The sequence below is a fragment of the Reyranella sp. genome, assembly GCF_965228225.1.
Taxonomy (GTDB): domain Bacteria; phylum Pseudomonadota; class Alphaproteobacteria; order Reyranellales; family Reyranellaceae; genus Reyranella.
Genome location: NZ_OZ245801.1, coordinates 2,087,631 through 2,107,120 on the forward strand (window position 1 = coordinate 2,087,631; position 19,490 = coordinate 2,107,120).

The 19,490-nt window shown below is 66.4% G+C and carries 20 protein-coding genes; 10 read left to right on the forward strand and 10 right to left on the reverse strand.

The features are described from left to right. Nucleotides 1–71: 71 nt before the first annotated feature. Entirely contained in the window at nucleotides 72–1,253 is a 1,182-nt protein-coding gene (gene pobA, locus ACO07K_RS09935) for a 4-hydroxybenzoate 3-monooxygenase (protein WP_422035770.1), read from the forward strand. A 12-nt stretch (nucleotides 1,254–1,265) separates the two neighbouring features. Here the strand turns inward: pobA and ACO07K_RS09940 are convergent, their stop codons facing one another. Continuing rightward, entirely contained in the window at nucleotides 1,266–2,297 is a 1,032-nt protein-coding gene (locus ACO07K_RS09940) for a 5-methyltetrahydropteroyltriglutamate--homocysteine methyltransferase (RefSeq protein WP_422035771.1), read from the reverse strand. A gap of 66 nt (nucleotides 2,298–2,363) precedes the next feature. Between ACO07K_RS09940 and ACO07K_RS09945 the strand changes: the two genes are divergently transcribed. Together ACO07K_RS09945 and ACO07K_RS09950 are read left to right on the forward strand one after the other, a co-directional pair. Then, nucleotides 2,364–4,154: a hypothetical protein gene (locus tag ACO07K_RS09945; protein ID WP_422035772.1), complete on the forward strand. Its 1,791-nt coding sequence runs from the start codon at nucleotides 2,364–2,366 to the stop codon at nucleotides 4,152–4,154. Between the two features lie 55 nt (nucleotides 4,155–4,209). After that, nucleotides 4,210–4,470 (forward strand): hypothetical protein, encoded by a 261-nt coding sequence (locus ACO07K_RS09950; RefSeq protein WP_422035773.1) that lies wholly within the window; start codon nucleotides 4,210–4,212, stop codon nucleotides 4,468–4,470. Nucleotides 4,471–4,479: 9 nt separating this feature from the next. On the opposite strand, the gene ACO07K_RS09955 is transcribed toward ACO07K_RS09950, so the two are convergent. The 3 genes from ACO07K_RS09955 to ACO07K_RS09965 are packed head-to-tail and all read right to left on the reverse strand — an operon-like array spanning nucleotide 4,480 to nucleotide 7,129. Then, nucleotides 4,480–5,886: an amidase gene (locus tag ACO07K_RS09955; RefSeq protein ID WP_422035774.1), complete on the reverse strand. Its 1,407-nt coding sequence runs from the start codon at nucleotides 5,884–5,886 to the stop codon at nucleotides 4,480–4,482. An 11-nt stretch (nucleotides 5,887–5,897) separates the two neighbouring features. Further along, on the reverse strand, nucleotides 5,898–6,260 hold the full coding sequence (locus tag ACO07K_RS09960; protein ID WP_422035775.1) for a VOC family protein: 363 nt from the start codon (nucleotides 6,258–6,260) through the stop codon (nucleotides 5,898–5,900). Next, nucleotides 6,257–7,129, reverse strand: coding sequence for a LysR substrate-binding domain-containing protein (locus ACO07K_RS09965; protein ID WP_422035776.1), 873 nt, complete (start codon nucleotides 7,127–7,129; stop codon nucleotides 6,257–6,259). Before ACO07K_RS09965 ends, ACO07K_RS09960 begins: the two co-directional genes overlap by 4 nt. Before the next feature lie 96 nt (nucleotides 7,130–7,225). On the opposite strand from ACO07K_RS09965, the gene ACO07K_RS09970 reads away from it, so the two are divergent. Beyond that, nucleotides 7,226–8,299, forward strand: a complete 1,074-nt coding sequence (locus ACO07K_RS09970) for an NAD(P)H-dependent flavin oxidoreductase (RefSeq protein ID WP_422035777.1) — start codon at nucleotides 7,226–7,228, stop codon at nucleotides 8,297–8,299. Between the two features lie 11 nt (nucleotides 8,300–8,310). Here ACO07K_RS09970 and ACO07K_RS09975 read toward each other — a convergent pair whose 3' ends face one another. Next, nucleotides 8,311–9,291, reverse strand: a complete 981-nt coding sequence (locus tag ACO07K_RS09975) for a LysR family transcriptional regulator (protein WP_422035778.1) — start codon at nucleotides 9,289–9,291, stop codon at nucleotides 8,311–8,313. Nucleotides 9,292–9,370: 79 nt separating this feature from the next. Between ACO07K_RS09975 and ACO07K_RS09980 the strand changes: the two genes are divergently transcribed. Together ACO07K_RS09980 and ACO07K_RS09985 are read left to right on the forward strand one after the other, a co-directional pair. Beyond that, on the forward strand, nucleotides 9,371–10,975 hold the full coding sequence (locus tag ACO07K_RS09980; protein WP_422035779.1) for an arylsulfatase: 1,605 nt from the start codon (nucleotides 9,371–9,373) through the stop codon (nucleotides 10,973–10,975). 82 nt (nucleotides 10,976–11,057) lie between these two features. Then, complete coding sequence (locus ACO07K_RS09985) at nucleotides 11,058–12,023, forward strand: formylglycine-generating enzyme family protein (RefSeq protein WP_422035780.1); 966 nt, start codon at nucleotides 11,058–11,060, stop codon at nucleotides 12,021–12,023. A 12-nt stretch (nucleotides 12,024–12,035) separates the two neighbouring features. Here the strand turns inward: ACO07K_RS09985 and ACO07K_RS09990 are convergent, their stop codons facing one another. Next, nucleotides 12,036–12,599: a TetR/AcrR family transcriptional regulator gene (locus ACO07K_RS09990; protein ID WP_422035781.1), complete on the reverse strand. Its 564-nt coding sequence runs from the start codon at nucleotides 12,597–12,599 to the stop codon at nucleotides 12,036–12,038. A gap of 75 nt (nucleotides 12,600–12,674) precedes the next feature. Here ACO07K_RS09990 and ACO07K_RS09995 point away from each other — a divergent pair, with 75 nt between their 5' ends. After that, entirely contained in the window at nucleotides 12,675–13,148 is a 474-nt protein-coding gene (locus ACO07K_RS09995; protein WP_422035782.1) for a VOC family protein, read from the forward strand. 2 nt (nucleotides 13,149–13,150) lie between these two features. Here ACO07K_RS09995 and cutA read toward each other — a convergent pair whose 3' ends face one another. Beyond that, complete coding sequence (gene cutA, locus ACO07K_RS10000; RefSeq protein WP_422035783.1) at nucleotides 13,151–13,465, reverse strand: divalent-cation tolerance protein CutA; 315 nt, start codon at nucleotides 13,463–13,465, stop codon at nucleotides 13,151–13,153. Nucleotides 13,466–13,588: 123 nt separating this feature from the next. Here cutA and ACO07K_RS10005 point away from each other — a divergent pair, with 123 nt between their 5' ends. Then, on the forward strand, nucleotides 13,589–14,041 hold the full coding sequence (locus tag ACO07K_RS10005) for a nucleoside deaminase (RefSeq protein WP_422035784.1): 453 nt from the start codon (nucleotides 13,589–13,591) through the stop codon (nucleotides 14,039–14,041). A 77-nt stretch (nucleotides 14,042–14,118) separates the two neighbouring features. On the opposite strand, the gene ACO07K_RS10010 is transcribed toward ACO07K_RS10005, so the two are convergent. From ACO07K_RS10010 to ACO07K_RS10020, 3 genes are read right to left on the reverse strand one after another with little or no spacing between them, the layout of a single operon-like run. Further along, the gene (locus ACO07K_RS10010; RefSeq protein WP_422035785.1) at nucleotides 14,119–14,730 is read right to left on the reverse strand and encodes a LysE family translocator; all 612 of its coding nucleotides are present in this window, start codon (nucleotides 14,728–14,730) and stop codon (nucleotides 14,119–14,121) included. 13 nt (nucleotides 14,731–14,743) lie between these two features. Next, a complete protein-coding gene (locus tag ACO07K_RS10015; RefSeq protein WP_422035786.1) occupies nucleotides 14,744–16,174 on the reverse strand; it encodes a glutamine synthetase family protein in 1,431 nt (476 codons plus the stop codon). Between the two features lie 4 nt (nucleotides 16,175–16,178). Further along, nucleotides 16,179–17,510: a Rieske 2Fe-2S domain-containing protein gene (locus ACO07K_RS10020; protein WP_422035787.1), complete on the reverse strand. Its 1,332-nt coding sequence runs from the start codon at nucleotides 17,508–17,510 to the stop codon at nucleotides 16,179–16,181. A 46-nt stretch (nucleotides 17,511–17,556) separates the two neighbouring features. Here ACO07K_RS10020 and ACO07K_RS10025 point away from each other — a divergent pair, with 46 nt between their 5' ends. Next, on the forward strand, nucleotides 17,557–18,444 hold the full coding sequence (locus ACO07K_RS10025) for an alpha/beta fold hydrolase (protein ID WP_422035788.1): 888 nt from the start codon (nucleotides 17,557–17,559) through the stop codon (nucleotides 18,442–18,444). After that, nucleotides 18,441–19,460, forward strand: coding sequence for a zinc-binding dehydrogenase (locus tag ACO07K_RS10030; protein ID WP_422035789.1), 1,020 nt, complete (start codon nucleotides 18,441–18,443; stop codon nucleotides 19,458–19,460). The genes ACO07K_RS10025 and ACO07K_RS10030 overlap by 4 nt, the downstream gene beginning before the upstream one ends. Nucleotides 19,461–19,490 lie beyond the last annotated feature (30 nt).

The following is a 19,490-nucleotide window of genomic DNA, read 5'->3' on the forward strand; positions in this document are numbered from 1 at the left end:
GTGCCGGATAGGCGCGCCTTCTCTTGGCAGACCGGATGCCCCATTCTGATCCGAGGGAAAAGAGGACGCGAATGGCACGTCAGCAGCGCACGCAAGTCGGGATCATCGGCGCAGGACCGGCAGGACTGCTGCTGGCGCGTTTGTTGAAATTGAACGGGATCGACAGCGTCATCCTCGAGGCGAGGTCCCGTATTTATGTCGAGGCCCGCATTCGTGCCGGCGTTCTCGAACATGGCACCGTGAAGCTGCTGGAGGAGGCTGGCGTCGCCGAGCGCCTGCACCGCGAGGGGCTGGTCCACGAGGGGGTCGAGCTCGGGCTCGACGGCGGGCGCTTCCGCATCGACCTGGCCGGGCTGACGGACAAGACCATCACGGTTTATGGTCAGAGCGAGGTGGTGCAGGACCTGATCGCGGCGCGCCTGGCCGGCGATGGGCCGATCGTCTGGGAGGCGGCCGACGTCGCCTTGCATGACTGCGAAACCGACAGGCCGCGGCTAACCTACCGTGCAGACGGCGTCGATCATGAATTGGCCTGCGATTTCATCGCCGGTTGCGATGGCTTCCGGGGGGTGAGTCGTTCCTCCGTGCCGGCGTCGAGACTCCGCAGCTACGAACAGGACTACCCGTTCGGCTGGCTGGGTATTCTGGCCGACGTGCCGCCCTGCAGTGAGGAGCTTATCTACGCCAGCCATCCGCGCGGCTTCGCGCTGGCCTCGATGCGTTCCCCTACGAGAAGCCGTTACTACATCCAGTGCGGCCGCGACGAGGCGCTGGAGGACTGGCCCGACGACAGGTTGTGGGACGAGCTGAAACGGCGCCTCGGTCCGGACGTCGCGCCGCACGTCACGACGGGGCCCGCGCTCGAGAAGAGCATCACGGGTCTGCACAGCTTCGTGTGCTTGCCGATGCGACACGGTCGGCTCTTCCTCGCCGGCGACTCCGCTCACATCGTGCCGCCGACCGGTGCCAAGGGCCTCAATCTCGCTGCCTCCGACATCCACTATCTGTCGCAGGCGTTGGTCTCGCACTATGCCCGGAACGACAGCACGCTGCTCGGCGCTTACAGCGACCAGGCCTCGGCCCGCGTGTGGAAGGCCGAGCGGTTCTCGTGGTGGCTCACCTTGTTGATGCACAAGGTGCATCCGGAGGGGAGCTTCGCCGAGCAGATGCAGCGGGCCGAGATCGCCTACCTGCTGTCCTCGCCGGCCGGCCAGACGGTGTTCGCCGAGAACTACGTCGGCCTGCCATTTTGAGAGGCCGAATAGCTAAGCGAGTTCCCTGCGCACGATCGCGGCGCCTTCGCTCAAAGCCTTGAGCTTTCCGAAGGCGGTGGCGCGCGGCAGGTACTTCATGCCGCAATCGGGCGCGGGCAGGAGCTTGTCGGGGCCGATATGCTTCAGGCCGGCGCGGATGCGCTCGGCGACCGTCTCCGGCGCCTCGACCGCGGGATCGCTGAGGTCGATCACGCCCAGCATCACCTTCTTGGGCGCCAGGTCCTTCAATACGCCGAGGTCGAGCTTGGGCTGCGCCGATTCGATCGAGATCTGCTGGGCGATCGTGTCGGAGAGCTGGGGGAGGAAGGAATAGCCGGTGGGCTTCAGGCCGGTCACAACGGCGGCATAGCCGAAGCAGAGGTGGATGACCGTCGGCACGCTGATGCCCTCGAGCGCCCGGTTAATCGCCTTCACCGCATAGCGCTTGGCTTCCTCGGGATTGTTGCGCAGCCAGGGCTCGTCGAGCTGGATCACGTCGGCGCCGGCCTTGACCAGTTCGTGGGCCTCCTCGTTGACCGCGGCGGCATAGTCCATGCACATCGCCTCGGCATCCTTGTAATATTCGTCCTTCACCTGCTGGCCCATGGTGAAGGGGCCGGGGAGGGTGATCTTGGCCAACCGCTCGGTATTGGCGCGCAGGAATTGCATGTCGCGCAACTCGACCGGTCCGGTCCGCCGGATCTTGCCCACGATGCGGGGCACGGGGGTGCGGTTGCCGCTGCGGTTCACGATCTCCGCGGGGTTCTCGTCGTCGATGCCCTCCAGCGCCGTCGCGAAACGGTTGGAGTAGCTTTCGCGGCGCATCTCGCCGTCGGTGATGACATCGATCCCGGCGCGCTCCATGTCGCGGATGGCGAGCAGGGTCGCGTCATCCTGCGCCTGTTCGAGCCAGGGTTCGGGGACGCGCCACATGTCCTTGACGCGGGTGCGCGGCACGCCCTTGCTCAGCAGCTGGCGATCGACCAGCCAGTCCGGTTGAGGGTAGGAGCCGACGACGGTGGTCTGGAGGAGCGTTTCGCCCATTGTTCAATTCCATTCTCAGAGAACTTCGATTGCGCGGCAGTCTGCGACCCGATTAAGTCCCTGTCCATGTTCGCACGCATCCTGTTCCTGCTGGTCCTGGCCATCGTCGGATCCTGCAGCGGAGACCTGCCCAGCAGTGCGGTGAGTGACAGCCAGGCCGAGCGCGACTTCGGCATCCTGCGACCCTCGACCTCCATTGTCGCCCTCGTGAAGGACCGCGATCTCCGACCGCCCGATCTCTCTGCGCCCGACCCGCTGCAACAGCTCCAGCGCGAGCTCGCCAAGAGCGACCCGAACGGCGCTTTTGCCGGGATCACTTACGACCTGACGCGCGGCAACAACCTGGCGGTGGACTGGCTGGTCCAGACGCCGAACCGCTGGGGGCGGCGGGCCGACGATCTCACCTGGTTCGAGATCGGCTGCAAGGATTGCGAGGCCGATATCTCTCTGCCGGCCTGCAGCACGGATGCCGACTGCAGAGGTGGCACCTGCACCGCGATCTGGCAGCGCACGCCCGGCCTGCAAACCGCAGCGCGGAAAGTGTGCCTCGGCCATTCGGATGCGCTGCCGCTGCGGATCCACGACCTGGTGGCCAGCGCCCGCCAGAGCGTCGACATCGTCGAACTGCAACCGGCGCCGAACGGACGGTTTACGGCGGCGCTTCGGGCGGCCGTCGCCGAGCTGGCGTTCAGCCGTCGCAAGGTCGAGGTGCGCGTTCTGATCGGACAATTCCCGCCCAAGGGCGTCGATGCGACGGCGTTCCTCAACGAGCTGGTCGAATCTGCGCGCAACATCCCGGGTTCGCGCGTCACCCTCAGCGTATCCGCCATGCGGGCTTGCACGGTCCTGGAATCCTGCAACAGCTTTTCGTGGAACCACGGCAAGTTGATCGTCGTGGACGGGCGCGAGGCCATCGTCGGCGGGCACAATCTGTGGACCGAAGATTATCTCACGGATAATCCCGTGCACGACCTCTCCATGCAGGTGCGCGGCCCGGCGGCGACCAGCGCGTCACGCTTCGCCGACCGGCTGTGGAGCTACGTCTGCAGCAATCTCGACTACAAGGACTCGATCTCGCTCGCGAGTTTTTCCGCCGGCCAAAGCGAGATCGGACAGCGCTGTCCGACCGCACTGGCGACACGCCGCGCTGCGGCGGGCACGGGAGGCGTCGAGACCATGGGCATCGGCCGGCTGGGTGCCGGAATCACAGACGACTTCGCCAACCAGAGCGAGCTGGCGCGCGATCTGATGTTCGCTGCCGCCCGCAAGACCATCCGCGTCTCGCAGCAGGATCTCGGCTTCCGCCTCGGTCGCTCGGATACGTTGTTTCCGGAAAACGCGCTCGACGAGATGATCGACCTGATGGAGCGGGGCGGCGACGTCTACGTCGTGCTGTCCAATCCGGGATCGATCGGCAATGGGGGAAGTCCCTATCACAACGACGTACCCCTGCGGGCGGTGGCGAAGCGGCTCAAGGACAAGGTGCAGAAGCGCATCGACATGGCCGATCCCCGGTCGCGCTATACCATCCGCACGGGGCCTGATCCGGTGAACGCGCTGCTGTGCAGCCGCTTCCACCTGGCGCCCTTCCGCTTCGGACCGGACGATTCCTGGCCCGGTGGCAAGACCATCTCCAACCATGCGAAGCTCTGGATGGTCGACGACCGGATCTTCTATATCGGCTCCGACAACATGTACCCGGTGAACCTGCAGGAGTTCGGCTACATCGTCGACGACCGCAAGGCCGCCAACACGCTGATCGAGTCCTACTGGAACCCGCTCTGGCAATGGTCCAGCCGCGCCGCGGTCTCGGGTGAAGGCGTCCAGGAGTGCATTTTCCGCGAGATCATCAAGTAGACGAAGTCAGGCGATCGTCAGACAAGGCGCACATCCTGCGGGTATGAGAAATCACATGAAGATTCTGATCTCCAGCCTGGTCCTGTTCCTGCCGATCGCCGCGTCGGCTGCGCCGGACGACGTGGCGTACTGCAGGTCGCTGGCCACGACATACGAAAGCCTTCTCATGAAGAGAGGCGCCGGTCGCGGGGGGATCCAGAACGGACTCGAAACTAGCGTCGCGCTCGACCAGTGCAAGAACGGCAACCCGGCGGGCATTCCCGTCCTGGAGCAGAAGCTGCGCGACCTGAAGATCGACCTGCCGCCGCGCAGCTGAGTAGGACGGCTAGGCGCCGACCGGATCGATCGGCGCCACGATACCCTCGCACGCCTCGATCACCTCGCCGGCATCGAGGCAGAGATCCTCGCGGTTTCGCATCGCCATGATCTGCACGCCGGTGCGCAGCCTGCCGTGGCTGCCGACTGGAACCGCGAGACCGGGCAGGCCGAGCAGCGGGGCAATCAGTGCGGAGCGCATCGAGTCGAGCACCTCGCGCTGCCCGTCGGGCGTGATGTCGGCCACCTGCTTGGGCGGCAGGTCGCACAGTGTGGGAAAGATGACCAGCGGCCACTGCTGGAAGAAGGTCATCCAGCGATAGGCCAGCGCCTCGCGCTCCGTCAGGGCCGCGACATAGGTCGCAAGATCGACCGGCTTGTGGATCGACAGCCAGGCCTGCATGGCAGCGATGCCGTCGGGATCGCCCATCTTCTGCATGGCGGGCCAGAGGCCGCCGAAGACGTCGGTGACGCAGATCTGGTGCCACAGCTCGACGCCGCGCTCGATGTCTGGCGGCAGCACTTCCTCGACGACGTAGCCGGCGCCGCGCAGGTGCTTGCCGGCCAGCCGCACAGCCTCGACCTGGGCGGGATGGCTCTTGCCGCCCGGCACTTCGGGAACGATCGCAACCTTGATAGGGCGTGCGGGCGCCGGGCCGCGCATCGGCACGTCGTTCCAGCGCCAGTCGCGCCGGTCACCGCGCGCCATCACGTCGAGAGCGAGACGGGCATCACGCACCGTGCGGGTGTGGGGACCCTGCGTAGCCATCAGGATAGCGCCGATCGGACGGCCCGAGGCGACACCCGTCGGATTGAAGGACGGGATGCGGGCGAAGCCCGTCCGGAGTCCGACCACGCCGTTGCAGTAGGCGGGAATGCGCACCGAACCGCCGATATCGTTGCCATGGGCGATGGCGCCGATGCCGGTCGCCGTCGCTGCACCGGCACCGCCGCTCGAGCCGCCCGGCGTCACGCTGGGATCGCGCGGATTGAGCGTGCGGCCATGCAGGGCATTGTCGGAGAAGATGCGCATCGAGAAGGCCGGCGCATTGGTGCGGCCGATGATGATCGCCCCGGCATGCTTCAGGTTGGCCACGACCGGGCTGTCTTCCTGCGCAATCAGGTCCTTCAGCGGGATGACGCCGTTGTCGGTCGGCAGGCCCGCCTGGTCGACGTTGATCTTGGTGGTAACCGGGACGCCGTGCAGCGGCGGCAGGGCATGGCCGCGCGCGCGGGCGGCGTCGGCCGTCTCGGCCTCGGCGCGGGCTTCGCTCTCGAGCACCCGGACCACGGCGTTGATGGCGGGATTCACCTTGTGCAGGCGGCCGAGGACGGAATCGACCGCCTCCCGTGCCGAGGCTTGTCCGGTGCGGATCAAACGCGCCAGATCGGTCGCGTCGTACTGCCAAAGCTCCATGATGCCCTCGCTCAACTCTTACCCAGTTCCATGGCGAAGAAGATCATGTTGCCGTCGATATCCGCAATGGCGAAGTCGCGCAGCCCGTAATCCTGGTCCTTCGGCGCATTGAGGATCTTCGCGCCGCGCTTCACAAGATCGGCGTGCAGTGCATCGACATCGTCGATCTGGATGCTGACGGCACCGTGGCCAGGCGGTCGTGGCGCCTGCGCCGCCGAGATCAGGTGCAGGGACACCTCACCGGAGCAAAGGCCGACATAGAAGGTCGGCGAGCCGTATTCGAAGGCGACGTCGAACCCGACATGGTCGCGATAGTAGGCCAGGCTGGCTGCGGCGTCCGTGACGGTGAAGATGGTGGTGCTGCCGTGCATCATTTCCTTTGCCCCTTTGTCACGTGTTTCTGGAAGGCGAGGAGGGCGCTGGAGGGGAGCATGTCGCGCCGGCGCACGAAGACGGTCTGTACTTGCGCTTCGGTCGCGGGCAGTCGGTGCGCGCGGATCTTCCCGCCGCGCCACGTGGGGCCGATCAGGGCACTCGGCATCAGCGAGATGCCAAGCCCGGCGGACACGGCCCCCAGGATCGCCTCGAGCGTGCCGAATTCCAGCCGCCGCAGACCGACCACGCCGCGTCGCGCCAGCAGCTCCTCCAGCCGCTGGCGATAGGAACAGCCGGCCCGCAGGATGACGAGGCGCAGGTCGGGCCGCTGCAGCGCCGCCGCCAGCGTCGTTTCCGTCGGTGCGCTGAGCAGGGCAAGCTCCTCGGTGAAGGCCGAAGTCGAGACAAGTTGCGGATGCACGACCGGGCCGCAGACGAAGGCACCTTCCAACTCGCGGCCCAGCACGCGTTCGACCATTTCCGCCGTCGTCCCGGTCCGCAGCACGAGGTCCACCGCCGGATGAGCCTGCACATAGGAGGCGAGCAGGGGCGAGAGGCGCAGGGCAGCCGTCGTCTCCAGTGAGCCGACCGTGAGCGTCCCGCGCGGCGCGCCGTCGTCGCGGGCCGCACGGCCGGCTTCGTCGAGCAGCGCATCGACTCTGGTGGCATAGGGCATCAGCCGTTCCCCGGCCGCTGTCAGGCGGGCCCCGGCGCGGCTGCGCTCGAAGAGGGTGACGCCGAGCGATTCCTCAAGGCGTCGCACGCGCTGCGTGACGTTGGATTGCACGGTGTTCAGTTCGCGCGCGGCGCGGCCCATACCGCCGAGGCGGGCGACAGATTCGAAGGTGGCAAGGTCCCTGGCGTCCATTGCATCAGAATATCAGATGACCTCGATTAGGATAAATCGCTAATCGGAATGCCGGTGCCAGGCCTAGACTGTCGGCACAACAAGGAGAGAGCAGCCATGCAATGGCAGGACCACCGCCTTCTCGACCTCTTCGGGATCGATCATCCCATCCTCCAGGCGCCGATGGCGGGCGTGACGTCGCCGCAGATGGCGATCGCTGCGTCCGAGGCCGGTGCGCTGGGATCGATTGCCGGCGCGATGCTGACCCTGGAGGGCTTACGCCAGGAATTCCAGATGGTGAAGCAGGGAACGTCCCGGCCGTTCAACGTGAACTTCTTCGTGCACAAGCCGCCGACGGCGGACGCGGCGCGCGACGGGGCGTGGCGCAAAAAGCTCGCGGGCTACTACGAAGAGCTGGGCGTACCTGCCGGGACCAAGGGTCCGTCGCGCGCCGCCTTCGACGCGGCGGCCTGCGATCTGGTACTGGAGTTCAAGCCCAAGGTCGCCAGCTTTCACTTCGGCCTTCCCGACAAGTCCCTGATGCAGCGCCTAAAGGGGGCGGGCATCTTGATCATCGGCTCGGCGACGACGGCCGAGGAAGCGCGCTGGCTGGAAGATCAGGGCGCCGATGCCGTCATCGCGCAGGGCGCCGAGGCCGGCGGTCATCGCGGCATGTTCCTCACGGACGACGTCGCGCGTCAGGCCGGGACGATGGCGCTGGTGCCGCAGGTCGTGGACGCGGTAAAGGTGCCGGTGATCGCCGCCGGCGGCATCGGTGACGGACGTGGCATCGCGGCGGCGCTGGCGCTGGGTGCAGCGGGCGCCCAGATCGGGACGGCCTTCATGTTGACGCCGGAGGCGAAGACGGGGGCTTTGCATCGGGCGGCTCTCAAGATGGCCAATGACAACAGCACGACCCTCACCAACGTGTTCACCGGCCGCCCCGCGCGTGGCATCGTGAACCGCATCGTGAGCGAGCTGGGACCGATGAGCGCGGAGGCGCCGGCCTTCCCCTTGACCGCGGAGGCGACGCAGCCGTTGCGCGGGCCGGCCGAGGCCAAGGGCTCGACCGACTTCACGCCGTTGTGGAGCGGCCAGGCGCCGACGCTGGCGCGCGAGATGCCGGCCGGCGAGTTGGTCAAGACGATGGTGCGCGAGACCGCGGTTGCGCTCGGCCGCATACGGGGATGACGGCGCCGACGTCACGCCCTTTTCAAAGGTCTTTTGCCCCTTCGTGATGCGGTCGACGACTCCGCGGCCCGCGCCTTGCGAACGTATTTGCGAATCAGATCGATGAAGGCGCGCGCCGCCGGCGGCAGCGTGCGCTCCCTCTTCCAGGCGACGCCCATTTCGACCGAGGGCAGCTTCCTGATCCGCGGCAGATGCAGGAGCGCGAAGCGCCCAGCGGCGATGCCCGCAGCAATTTGCGTCGCATGGCCGAGGCTGATCGCGTCGGTTTCGGCCACGATGTCGCTGGCGCTGCGGAACGACGACACGGCGATCGACGGCAGGACGCCACCGCCGCGCTCGTCGATCCTCATGCCGCTGTCGATGTCGGCGATGAAGGACATGCGCGACAACGACATGCCCGGCATTACCAGCGGGTAGTTGCGCAGGTCGGCGGGCTGCGGATCGGGCCGTGCCAGCAGCGGGTGTCCGGCGCGGCAGAAGTAGACGCCTTGGAGCACGCCGAGGCTGTCGACACGGAGAGACCGCATGTCGCGCAGGGCGAGCACATCGGCCACGGCAAAGTCCGCCTGGTCGGACAACAGGGACGACAGCGCCGCGGTCCACTCGCGCTCCAGGATCTCGAGGCGGATCGAGGGATTGGCCTTGATGAGGTCGATCGCCGCGGGCTGGACCGCGATGTCGTCCATGTAGGCGCCGGCGACGACGCGCAGCCGCCCGCCGCGACCGTCCCGCAGGAGTTCGAGTCGGTTCGAAATCGCCTCGGCGCGACCGACCAGTTCCTCGGCCATCTTCAGCACGTCTTCTCCCGCCGGCGTCGGCACCACGTCGCGGTGCGAGCGTTCGAACAGCTTCATGCCGAGTTGCTTCTCGAGGGCGGCGATGTTTCGGCTGAGCGTGGGCTGGCTGATGTTCATTGCCGCTGCGGCCTGTCCGAAGTGGCGGTGCCTCGCAAGCACGAGGGCGTGGTGCAGCAACTTCAGATCTATGTTCATTCAGGTACTGTATCGTTCCTCATATTGTTTTGCATCGCCAATGAGAACAGTTTTCCCGATCATACAGTGGGGGGAAACCATGGGCGGAAACAAGATCGGGCGCCTGTTGTCGGCGACGGCGTTGCTCGTGGGGCTCGCGGGCGGGGTTGTCCCGGCACGAGCCCAGACGCCAGCGAAGCCCAATATTCTGGTCATCATGGGCGACGACATCGGCTACTGGAACATCAGCGCCTACAATCGCGGCATGATGGGCTACCGCACGCCCAGCATCGACCGCATCGCCCGCGAAGGCGCGATCTTCACCGACTATTACGGCCAGCAATCCTGCACCGCCGGCCGCGCCGCCTTCATCACCGGCCAGTCGCCGATCCGCACCGGCCTGCTCAAGGTCGGCCTGCCCGGCGCACCTGAGGGCCTGTCCGAGAAGGATCCGACCATCGCCGACCTGTTGAAGCCGCAGGGCTACATGACCGGGCAGTTCGGCAAGAACCATCTCGGCGACCGCAACGACTTCCTGCCGACCGTGCACGGTTTCGACGAGTTCTTCGGCAACCTCTACCACCTCAATGCCGAGGAGGAGCCCGAGAACATCGATTATCCCAAGGATCCCACCTTCAAGGCCAAGTACGGCCCGCGCGGTGTCCTGAAATGCGTTGCTACGGCCACCGAAACGCCGGGCGAGGATCCGCGCTTCGGCAAGTGGGGCAAGCAGAAGTGCGAGGACACCGGCCCGCTCACCAAGAAGCGCATGGAGACGGTGGACGAGGAATTCGTCGCGGCGTCGCTCGACTTCATCGACCGTGCCAATCGCGAGAAGAAGCCGTTCTTCGCCTGGGTCAATTCCAGCCGCATGCACATCTGGACGCATCTCAAGCCGTCGTCCGAGGGCAAGACCGGGCTCGGCGTCGTCGCCGACGGCATGGTCGAGCATGACGGCCAGGTCGGCCAGCTCCTGAAGAAGCTCGACGATCTCAAGATCGCCGAGAACACCATCGTGATTTACACGACCGACAACGGCGCCGAGGTCATGAGCTGGCCCGACGGCGGTACCACGCCGTTCCGCGGCGAGAAGAATACCAACTGGGAGGGCGGCTATCGCGTGCCCGCCATGGTGCGCTGGCCGGGGCTCGTGAAACCCGGCACCGAGATCAACGAGGTGTTTTCGGCCGAGGACTGGCTGCAGACCCTGCTGGCCTCGGTCGGCGAAACCGATCTCGCGGCCAAGCTGAGGCAGGGCGCCACCTTCGGACCCAAGAACTTCAAGGTCCATCTCGACGGCCACGATCAGCGCGAGCTCCTGAAGAACGGCACGGGCAGCGCCCGCAAGGAGTTCTTCTACTGGACCGACGACGGCGGCCTGGCGGGCCTGCGTTACGACAAGTGGAAGCTGGCCTTCATGGAGCAGCGCAAGCACGGCTTCGACGTCTGGCAGGATCCGATGGTGACGCTGCGCGTACCGAAGCTGTTCGACCTCAAGGCCGATCCGTTCGAGCGCGCCGATCATGAGGGCATGGGCTACGGACGCTGGCGCATCGACCGCATCTACCTGTTGGTACCGGCGCAGGCCTACGTCACCAACTTCATCAAGACGCTGGTCGAGTTCCCGCCGCGCCAGAAGCCGGGCTCTTTCAACCTCGAGGGCGTGCTGCAGAAGCTCACCTCGCCACCGCAGGGCGCGAACTAGAGAGGGTAAATGCCGGGGAGAGGGCAGCCGGCCGTCCGCGTCGCATAGCGGGCGGCCGGCGAGGCGTGTAGAACTGGGAATCATGAATAGCGTCGCTGGAACCGGCTCGCCGCACCCTGGGATGGTCCGGATTCCCGGCGGCACGTTCCGCATGGGCTCCGACCATCACTATGCCGAGGAGAAGCCGGCTCACACCGTGACAGTCGGCGGCTTCTGGATCGATGCCACACCAGTCACCAATGCGCAGTTCAAGGCCTTCGTCCAGGCGACGGGGCACGTCACCTGGGCCGAGATCGATCCCGATCCGAAGGACTATCCCGGCGCGCGCCCCGGGATGCTCAAGGCCGGCGGCCTGGTCTTTACGCCGCCGTCCAGGCCGGTCGATCTCACCGACTGGAGCCAGTGGTGGCGGTTCACCTTCGGCGCCAGCTGGCGGCGGCCTTACGGCAAGGGCAGCCATATCGGCGGGCTCGACGATCATCCCGTGGTGCAGGTCGCCTTCCGAGATGCCGAGGCCTATGCAAAATGGGCCGGCAAGGAGCTGCCGACCGAAGCGGAGTGGGAGTTCGCGGCGCGCGGCGGACTCGACGGCGCGGAGTTCGCCTGGGGCGAGGAACTCACCCCTGGCGGCAAGCACATGGCCAATACCTGGCAGGGCGCTTTTCCCCACCAAAACTCCCGCGCTGACGGCTACGCGCGGACCTCTCCCGTGAAGGCCTATCCGGCCAACGGCTACGGCGTCCTCGACATGATTGGCAACGTCTGGGAATGGACCGCGGACTGGTATGCCGCCGAACACGCCCCCGACGCCGCCAAGGCCTGCTGCGTGCCGGAAAACCCGCGCGGTGCGACGCTCGAGCAGAGTTACGATCTGCGCGACGCGGTACAGATCCCGCGCAAGGTGCTGAAGGGCGGCTCGCATCTCTGCGCCCCCAGCTACTGCAAGCGCTATCGCCCCGCGGCGCGCCACGCCGAGCAGATCGACACGACGACCAGCCATGTCGGCTTCAGGTGCATCGTGCGGGATGTGCGAGACGTACCCGTGTAGGCGAGCCATGTCTCAGCTGCGGACGCGGACGACCGTGTCGAGCAGTTGATCGACGAAGCCGCGCGAGATCGGCGCGTGGCCCATCAGCAGGCGATAGAAGAGGGGACCGAAGACGAGATCGAGCGTGAGCTCCATGTCGCCCGGCGCTTCGATCGTCCCGTCGGCGATGCAGCGCTCCAGCAGCGCGTGCGCGGCGTCGCGGTTGCGGGCGATGAATTCGTTGCGGAAGGCTTTGGCGAGTTCGGTCTCCGATTGAGCCGCCGCCACCATGGCCGCAACGCTCCGACCTGTGGGCGCGGCGAAGGCGTCGGCCAGGGCATGGAGATGGGAGCGCAGGGCCGCAAGCGCGGTGCGCGGTGATTGCGCGGCTTTGTCGGCCCCGGTCGCTTCCAGGAACGCCGCCATCGCGACGGCAGGCGCGTTCGGCCAGTAGCGATAGATCGTCGGGCGGCTGACTCCCGCCTTCTGCGCGATCGCCTCGATGGTGACCGCCGTCAGCCCGCCGCGTCCCAGCAGATCGCGCGCCGCGACCAGGATCGCGGCGCGGGTGCGCGGATCGCGGGGACGGCCGCGCACCGGTGGGGCTGAGGAGGGTTGACGTGACATCTATTAACGTTACGATACGTAACGTAATATAACACAGGTGATGCCATGGCCGCAAAGACCGCGACACCGGGTCAGACCGTCAAAGCCCACATGACCGTGCACGACGCGAAAGCTGCGATCGATTTCTACGTGAAGGCGTTCGGGGCGGTGGAACTGTTCCGCTTGGTCGAGCCGGCGGGCCGAGTCGGCCATGCCGAGATCAGGATCGGCGACACGGTGCTGATGATGAACGACGAGTATCCGGACTTCGGCGCGCGGAGCCCGGGCGCCATCGGCGGGTCTCCCGTGGCCTTCCACATTGCCGTGCCCGACGCCGACAAGGCCGTCGAGCGCGCCGTGGCGGCGGGGGCCACCCTGGTACGGCCGGTGCAGGTCCAGTTCTACGGCGACCGCTCCGGCATGGTCGCCTGTCCCTTCGGCTATCGCTGGTTCCTGGCCGCGTCGCAGGAGGCGGTGAGCCCGGAAGAGATGCAGAAGCGCTGGACACAGATGCTTGAGGGCGGCCAGCCCGCGGGTTAGGCCTAGGCCGCAACGCTGTCCTCGATCCAGGCGGCATAGGCCGGGGCGACATGCATCATCGGGAAGGCGTGGATCGCCGGCACCTCGTAAGGATGCAGGTCGAGGATCGCGCGCTCGACGGCGGCGTAGTGCTCGTCGAGCGTCTTGAACAGGATGCGATACTCCTTGCCGGTCTCGAGGGCGCCCTTCCAGGTATAGACGCTCTCGATGCGGGAGATCTGGGCGCAGGCGGCAAGCTTCGCTTCCACGATCGCCCGCGCGAGCATGCGGGCGTCCTTTCGGCTGGCGACGGTGGTGACGACGGCAATGGCGGTCATGGCGATCTCTTCCGATCCCGGCGTTACGCTTATGGGCGGGCTGAAGTAAACTGACACCGACATTGGGTAGACCATTTTCCGCTCGGGCGGAAAGGGTGCAGCGGGACGCAGGCGGAGAAATCCATGGTGAGTTCGGCCGAGTTGGAACTGTTCGAGACGGCGCTGGCCGAGGCGCAGCAGGGCTTTGACGAGAAGGGGATCCCCATCGGGTCCATCCTCGTCGAGGATGGTCGTATCGTCGGCCGCGGTCACAACAAGCGCGTCCAGGAGGGCGATGCCATCGCCCATGGCGAGATGGATTGCCTGCGCCAGGCTGGCCGCCGGCGGAGTTATCGCAACACGACATTGTTCACGACGCTGAGCCCCTGCATGATGTGCTCGGGCACCATCGTGCAATTCAAGATCCCGAGGGTGGTGATCGGCGAGAACCAGACCTTCGGCGGCAACGAGGACTTCCTGCGGTCGCGTGGCGTCGAAGTCGTCGTCCTGAACGACCTGCGCTGCATCAGCCTGATGAAGCGCTTCCAGGACGAGTATCCCGACATCTGGGCCGAGGATATCGGCGAGGACGGCTGAGGCTCAGAACAGGGAGAAATACTCGCGCTGCTCCCAGTCGCTGACCTCCAGCTCGAACCGCGCTCATGTCGGCTCCATCAGCGTTCTGTGAGGGCGAGCCTTGCGCCCAGCACAACGAAGGCGCCGGCGAAAGTGCGCCGCATCCAGGTCATGACGGACGGTCGCGAGATTACATGGTCGCGCATCGCGGCGGCGAACAGGCCGTACGCCGCGAAGACCACGAAGGTCATCAGCATGAAGATGGCGCTCAGCATCAGCATGTGGGGCAACGGTTGAGCTTCGTCCGTGCTCACGAACTGCGGCAGAAACGCCAGGAAGAAGATCGAAAGCTTCGGATTGAGAAGGTTGATCAGGATGGCTTCGACCGTCACCTGCACGAAGGTCCATGCATCGGTCTGGCGGCCGACGCTCAACGCGCCGCGCTCGCGCAGCGTATTCCAGGCCATGTAAAGAAGGTAGGCAACGCCCAGATACTTGACGGTTTCGAAGGCCACTGCGCTGGCGTGCAGCAGGGCAGCCAGGCCCAGGATCGCCGCCGCCAAATGGGGAACGCAGCCGAGCGTGCAGCCGAAAGCCGCCACCACGCTGGCGCGCGAACCGCGTGAGAGGCCGGCCGCTAGCGTGTAGAGCGCACCGGTTCCGGGCGAGGCGACGATGATGAAGGACGTGATCAGGAATTCGAGGCTCACGGGACGGCCCTCCTCAGAAAAGCGAGAAATACTCGCGCTGCTCCCAGTCGCTGACCTCGAGTTCGAAGCGGGCGATCTCGGCCTGCTTGAGGTGGAGATAGTAGTCGACGAAGAAGTCGCCGAGTCCGGCGCGCAGCACGGCGCTATCCTTCAGCGCCGCCAGCGCCTCGCCCAGCGAGCGCGGCAGCAGCGGCGCCTTGGCCTCGTAGGGCGTGTCGGCGGAGGGGCCAGGATCGAGCTTGCGCTCCAGCCCGTCGAGGCCGCAGACGATCTGGCTCGCCATGTAGAGATAGGGATTGGCGGCGGGTTCGCCGACGCGGTTTTCGAGATGGGTCGCGGGATCGCCCGGTCCGCCCAGCACACGGACCATGACCCCGCGATTGTCACGGCCCCAGATGGCGCGATCCGGCGCCAGCGAGAAGGGACGGTAGCGCTTGTAGCCGTTGAGCGTCGGCGTGCTGAACGCGGCGGCGGCGCGGGCGTGTTCCAGGAGGCCCGCCATGTAGTAGCGGCCGATCGCCGACAGCGGCTCCGTGGCATCGGCGAAGGCGTTGGCGTGGCTCTTCCGGTCGGTCAGCGACTGGTGCAGGTGCCAGCCGCTCGACATCACGTTGGCGAGCTTGGGCCGACACATGAACGTGGCGTGGAAGCCGTTGCGCTGGGCGATCTGCTTGGTGGCGCTGCGGAACAGCACCATCGTATCGGCCGGTTCAAGGCCGGTGCCGGTGCGGAAGGTGAACTCGACCTGGCTGGGGCCAAACTCGACTTCCAGCGTGCGCAGCGGCAGGCCGAGATCGACGAGGTTGGTGCGCAGGATCTCCAGGATCGGGTCCATCTCGTCGTAGCGCTGCTCGGTCAGGTACTGATAGCCCTGATTGAGCAGCGACACCTCGGGCGGCTCGCCCGGTTGCCCGGCATCCCCGACGCCGAGCTTCGCTTTCTCCAGCTTGAACAGATGGAACTCGACTTCGAGGCCGGCGACGAAATCGTAGCCGCGCTCGGCCAGCGCCCCGAGCGTCCGGCGCAGGACTTGGCGCGTGCAGAGCGGCATCGGTCGGCCGTCGGCGAAGTAGATGTCGCACAGCATCCAGCCGGAATGCGACGCCCAGGGGAGCGCCCGGAAGGTCGTGGGATCGGGCAGCATGACCACGTCGGCCGCGCCTTCCAGCTCCTTCATGCCGAAGCCTCCGCCCGGCTGCCAGACCGGGAAGACCGTGCGGTGCGACGTGTCTTTCAGCAGCATCGTGGTGGTGAAGCCGACGCCGTTCTTGAGTGCCGCATCGACTTCGGAGGCCATCAGCGTCTTGCCGCGCAGGATGCCGTGCTGGTCGGCGAAAGCCAGCCGCACGACCGACATGTCGCCGGCCTTCATGCGCCGCTCGGCCTCGCGCGTCGCGACCTTGCGGTCCTCGGTCCAGAGGCCCGCGCGTTCGACCAGGCTCATGGGCTCACGCGACCAGCGGCGGGACGGTGTCGGCCGCCCAGCTCGAGGCGCGGCGCCGGCGCACGTCGACATCCTTCCAGTAGGCGTCCCAGCCCTCGGTCGGACCCATGCCGTCGATGGCGACCGGACCGCGGATCGCGGCGGCGCGCTGTTGGTCGAGCCACATGATGGGCCGCTCGCCGTTGCCGACCTGGCCGATGGCCGACAGCAGCATGCGGCGGTAGGCGACGATCGCCTTGTCGGTGGTGCCGAGATGCTCGCGCGTGCGGTCCTGGATGCGGCCCTGGCTCTCCACGGCCCATTGATCGTGGACGTTGATGTCGAAGCCCATGCCGGTGAAGGTCTGGCTCTTCTGTTCGGTGACGCTGTAGCCGTAGTCGTTGTGACGGCCGATCAGCGGGCGGTAGTCGGGAAGCTGGTAGAGCTTCAGCCGCTGCTCGCGCATGGCAGCATGGTCGACCGGCTTACCGAAACTGGTGAAAATCGCGTACCAGTAGCAGCTCGTATCGTCGATCGGCACATGCCACTGCGTGATCGTCATTTCCGCGCTCATCGGGATCACGAATGCATAGGGAAAGACGAGGTTGGTCACCCGCACATGCGTGTGCTGCTCGTTCAGCTTGCGCAACGCGAACAGGCGCAGGCCATAGTCGGTGGCCTCGACGTCGAGCTTGGGTCGCGGGAACTCGCGCAGCAGGCGGGTCATCGGGATTTCGGAATCCGCGGAGGCGGAGCGGAACTGCTTGCCGTAGGCCGCGCCGGTATCCTCGTCCTCGTAGAAGCGGTGCAGGTAGGAGGCGTGGGCGGGGTCGATGCCGACCTCCAGCGCCTGCAGCCAGTTGCACTCGATCAGGCCCTTGAAGGCGAAAGCGTGCGTACCGGGCGCGAGGAAGCAGTCGAACTCGGGGAAGGCGGGGGCTTCGCCTTCACCGAGATAGGCGAACACGATGCCGTTCTTCACCACGACCGGATAGCTGCGCTGGCGAACCCGCTGGCAGAGCACGCTTCCTTCCGGCTCGGCCGGCGTCTCCAGGCACTTGCCGTCGACATCGAACAGCCAGCCATGGAACAGGCAGCGCAAGCCGCCATCCTCGAGGCGACCGAAGGCGAGGTCGGCGCCGCGATGCGGACAGTCGCGGTCCAGCAGCCCGTGCCGGCCGCGCTCGTCACGGAACAGCACGAAATCCTGCCCGAGCACGCGCACCGGCTTGGCCGGCCGTTCGGCGGGCAATTCGTCGGCGAGGGCGACGGGATGCCAGTAGTGGCGCATCAGGGCGCCGCATCGGGTGCCCGGACCGACGCGGGTCATCAGCTCATTCTGCTCGGGGCTCATCATGGGGCGAGAGTGACGCAAACCACCGGGATTCGCTATAGGGGACCGCATGACCTCCTCCCTGAATGGCATGCCGGGGCCCACTTCCCGCGTCTTCTTTTCCCAGCGTCTGCGTCTGCACTATGTCGACTGGGGCAACCCCGAAGCGCCGCCGCTTCTGCTGGTCCATGGCGGGCGGGACCACTGCCGGAACTGGGACTGGGTTGCACAGGCTCTGCGCAAGGACTGGCACGTCATCTGCCCGGACCTGCGCGGGCATGGCGACAGCCAGTGGTCGCCGGACGGCAACTATTCGATGGCAGCCTACATCTACGATCTGGCCCAGCTCATCCATCAGCAGAACCTGGCGCCGGTGACGATCGTGGCGCATTCGCTCGGCGGCAACATCTGCCTGCGCTACACCGGCATCCATCCCGACAAGGTGCGCAAGCTGGTGGCGATCGAAGGGCTGGGACCGTCGCCCAAGGTGATCGAGGAGCGCGGCCACAAGCCGATCAGCGTGCGCATGACCGACTGGATCGACGAGCAGCGCAAGCTGTCGGCCCGCGCGCCGCGCAAGTACCCGACCATCGAGGACGCCTTCAAGCGCATGCAGGAGGAGAACAAGCATCTCTCCGCCGCGCAGGCGCGTCACCTGACCGAGCAGGGCGTCAACCAGAACGAAGACGGCACCTACAGCTGGAAGTTCGACAACTATGTGCGCGTCAACCAGCCGTATGACATGAGCTACGATGCCATCGAGGAACTGTGGTCGCGCATCACCTGTCCGACCTTGCTCGTCTACGGCAAGGAGAGCTGGGCCTCGAACCCGGAGAAAGACGGCCGCATCAAGCACTTCAAGACCGCCCAGGTGGTCGAGTTCGAACGCGCCGGCCACTGGGTCCAGCACGACCGGCTCGACGACTTCGTGGCGACGACGCGGGAGTTCATCAAGTGAGGGCGGCGGTCCTGCGCGGCGGCGAGATGCTCGTCGCCGAGGTGCCGGAGCCGGTGCCGGCGGCCGGGCAGGTGCTGGTCAGGACGCTGTGCTGCGGCATCTGCGGCTCGGATCTTCACTATGCCAAGCACGCGCCGCATATGGTCGAACTGTCGAAGCGCATTCCCGGTCGCCAGCCGCTCGACCTGTCGCGCGACGTCGTGTTCGGCCACGAATTCTGCGGCGAGGTGCTGGACTATGGTCCCGGCACGGAGCGCAGGCTGAAGCCCGGCACGCTGGTGTGTTCGATGCCGGTAATCCCGCGGGCGGACGGCCATCGCACCGTCGGCTACTCGAACGATTTTCCCGGCGGCTACGCCGAACGGATGGTGCTGGCCGCGCCGCTGCTGCTCGAAGTGCCCAACGGCCTGTCGGCCGATCACGCCGCGCTCACCGAGCCGCTCGCGGTCGGCATCCACGCGGTCGAGAAGGCGGCGCTGCAGGACAACGACGCGCCGCTGGTCGTGGGCTGCGGGCCCGTGGGACTGGCCGTCATCGTCGGGCTGCGGCTGAAGGGCATCCATCCGATCATCGCCGCCGATTTCTCGCCCAAGCGGCGCGAACTGGCCGCCAAGATGGGCGCCGACATCGTGATCGATCCCAGGGTCGAGTCCCCCTATGCGAAGCTGACACCGGGCAAACGTGCGGTGATCTTCGAGTGCGTCGGCGTGCCGGGCCTGTTGCAGCAGGTCTTCGAGGCGGCCCCGCGCGATGCGCGCATCGTCGTGGCCGGCGTCTGCATGGAGCCTGACCGCATCGAGCCGCTGTTCGGAATCGTGAAGGAACTCTCGATCCAGTTCGTGCTGGGCTATACACCCGATGAGTTCGCGCGGTGCCTTCGCCTGCTGGCGGAAGGCCAGGTGGATGCGGAGGCGCTGATCACCGGCAAGGTCGGTCTCGACGGCGTGAGGACTGCGTTCGAGGAACTCGGCAATCCCGAGAACCACACCAAGATTCTCGTGGAGCCGTGGCGCTGACTTTGATAGCGCTTCAAGGCAATCGAGGAG

Bases quoted from the DNA above. Each gene is read 5' to 3' on its own strand.
- pobA (WP_422035770.1), top strand. From the start codon at position 72: ATGGCACGTCAGCAGCGCACGCAAGTCGGGATCATCGGCGCAGGACCG.
- ACO07K_RS09940 (WP_422035771.1), bottom strand. From the start codon at position 2,297: ATGGGCGAAACGCTCCTCCAGACCACCGTCGTCGGCTCCTACCCTCAA.
- ACO07K_RS09945 (WP_422035772.1), top strand. From the start codon at position 2,364: ATGTTCGCACGCATCCTGTTCCTGCTGGTCCTGGCCATCGTCGGATCC.
- ACO07K_RS09950 (WP_422035773.1), top strand. From the start codon at position 4,210: ATGAAGATTCTGATCTCCAGCCTGGTCCTGTTCCTGCCGATCGCCGCG.
- ACO07K_RS09955 (WP_422035774.1), bottom strand. From the start codon at position 5,886: ATGGAGCTTTGGCAGTACGACGCGACCGATCTGGCGCGTTTGATCCGC.
- ACO07K_RS09960 (WP_422035775.1), bottom strand. From the start codon at position 6,260: ATGATGCACGGCAGCACCACCATCTTCACCGTCACGGACGCCGCAGCC.
- ACO07K_RS09965 (WP_422035776.1), bottom strand. From the start codon at position 7,129: ATGGACGCCAGGGACCTTGCCACCTTCGAATCTGTCGCCCGCCTCGGC.
- ACO07K_RS09970 (WP_422035777.1), top strand. From the start codon at position 7,226: ATGCAATGGCAGGACCACCGCCTTCTCGACCTCTTCGGGATCGATCAT.
- ACO07K_RS09975 (WP_422035778.1), bottom strand. From the start codon at position 9,291: ATGAACATAGATCTGAAGTTGCTGCACCACGCCCTCGTGCTTGCGAGG.
- ACO07K_RS09980 (WP_422035779.1), top strand. From the start codon at position 9,371: ATGGGCGGAAACAAGATCGGGCGCCTGTTGTCGGCGACGGCGTTGCTC.
- ACO07K_RS09985 (WP_422035780.1), top strand. From the start codon at position 11,058: ATGAATAGCGTCGCTGGAACCGGCTCGCCGCACCCTGGGATGGTCCGG.
- ACO07K_RS09995 (WP_422035782.1), top strand. From the start codon at position 12,675: ATGGCCGCAAAGACCGCGACACCGGGTCAGACCGTCAAAGCCCACATG.
- cutA (WP_422035783.1), bottom strand. From the start codon at position 13,465: ATGACCGCCATTGCCGTCGTCACCACCGTCGCCAGCCGAAAGGACGCC.
- ACO07K_RS10005 (WP_422035784.1), top strand. From the start codon at position 13,589: ATGGTGAGTTCGGCCGAGTTGGAACTGTTCGAGACGGCGCTGGCCGAG.
- ACO07K_RS10015 (WP_422035786.1), bottom strand. From the start codon at position 16,174: ATGAGCCTGGTCGAACGCGCGGGCCTCTGGACCGAGGACCGCAAGGTC.
- ACO07K_RS10020 (WP_422035787.1), bottom strand. From the start codon at position 17,510: ATGATGAGCCCCGAGCAGAATGAGCTGATGACCCGCGTCGGTCCGGGC.
- ACO07K_RS10025 (WP_422035788.1), top strand. From the start codon at position 17,557: ATGACCTCCTCCCTGAATGGCATGCCGGGGCCCACTTCCCGCGTCTTC.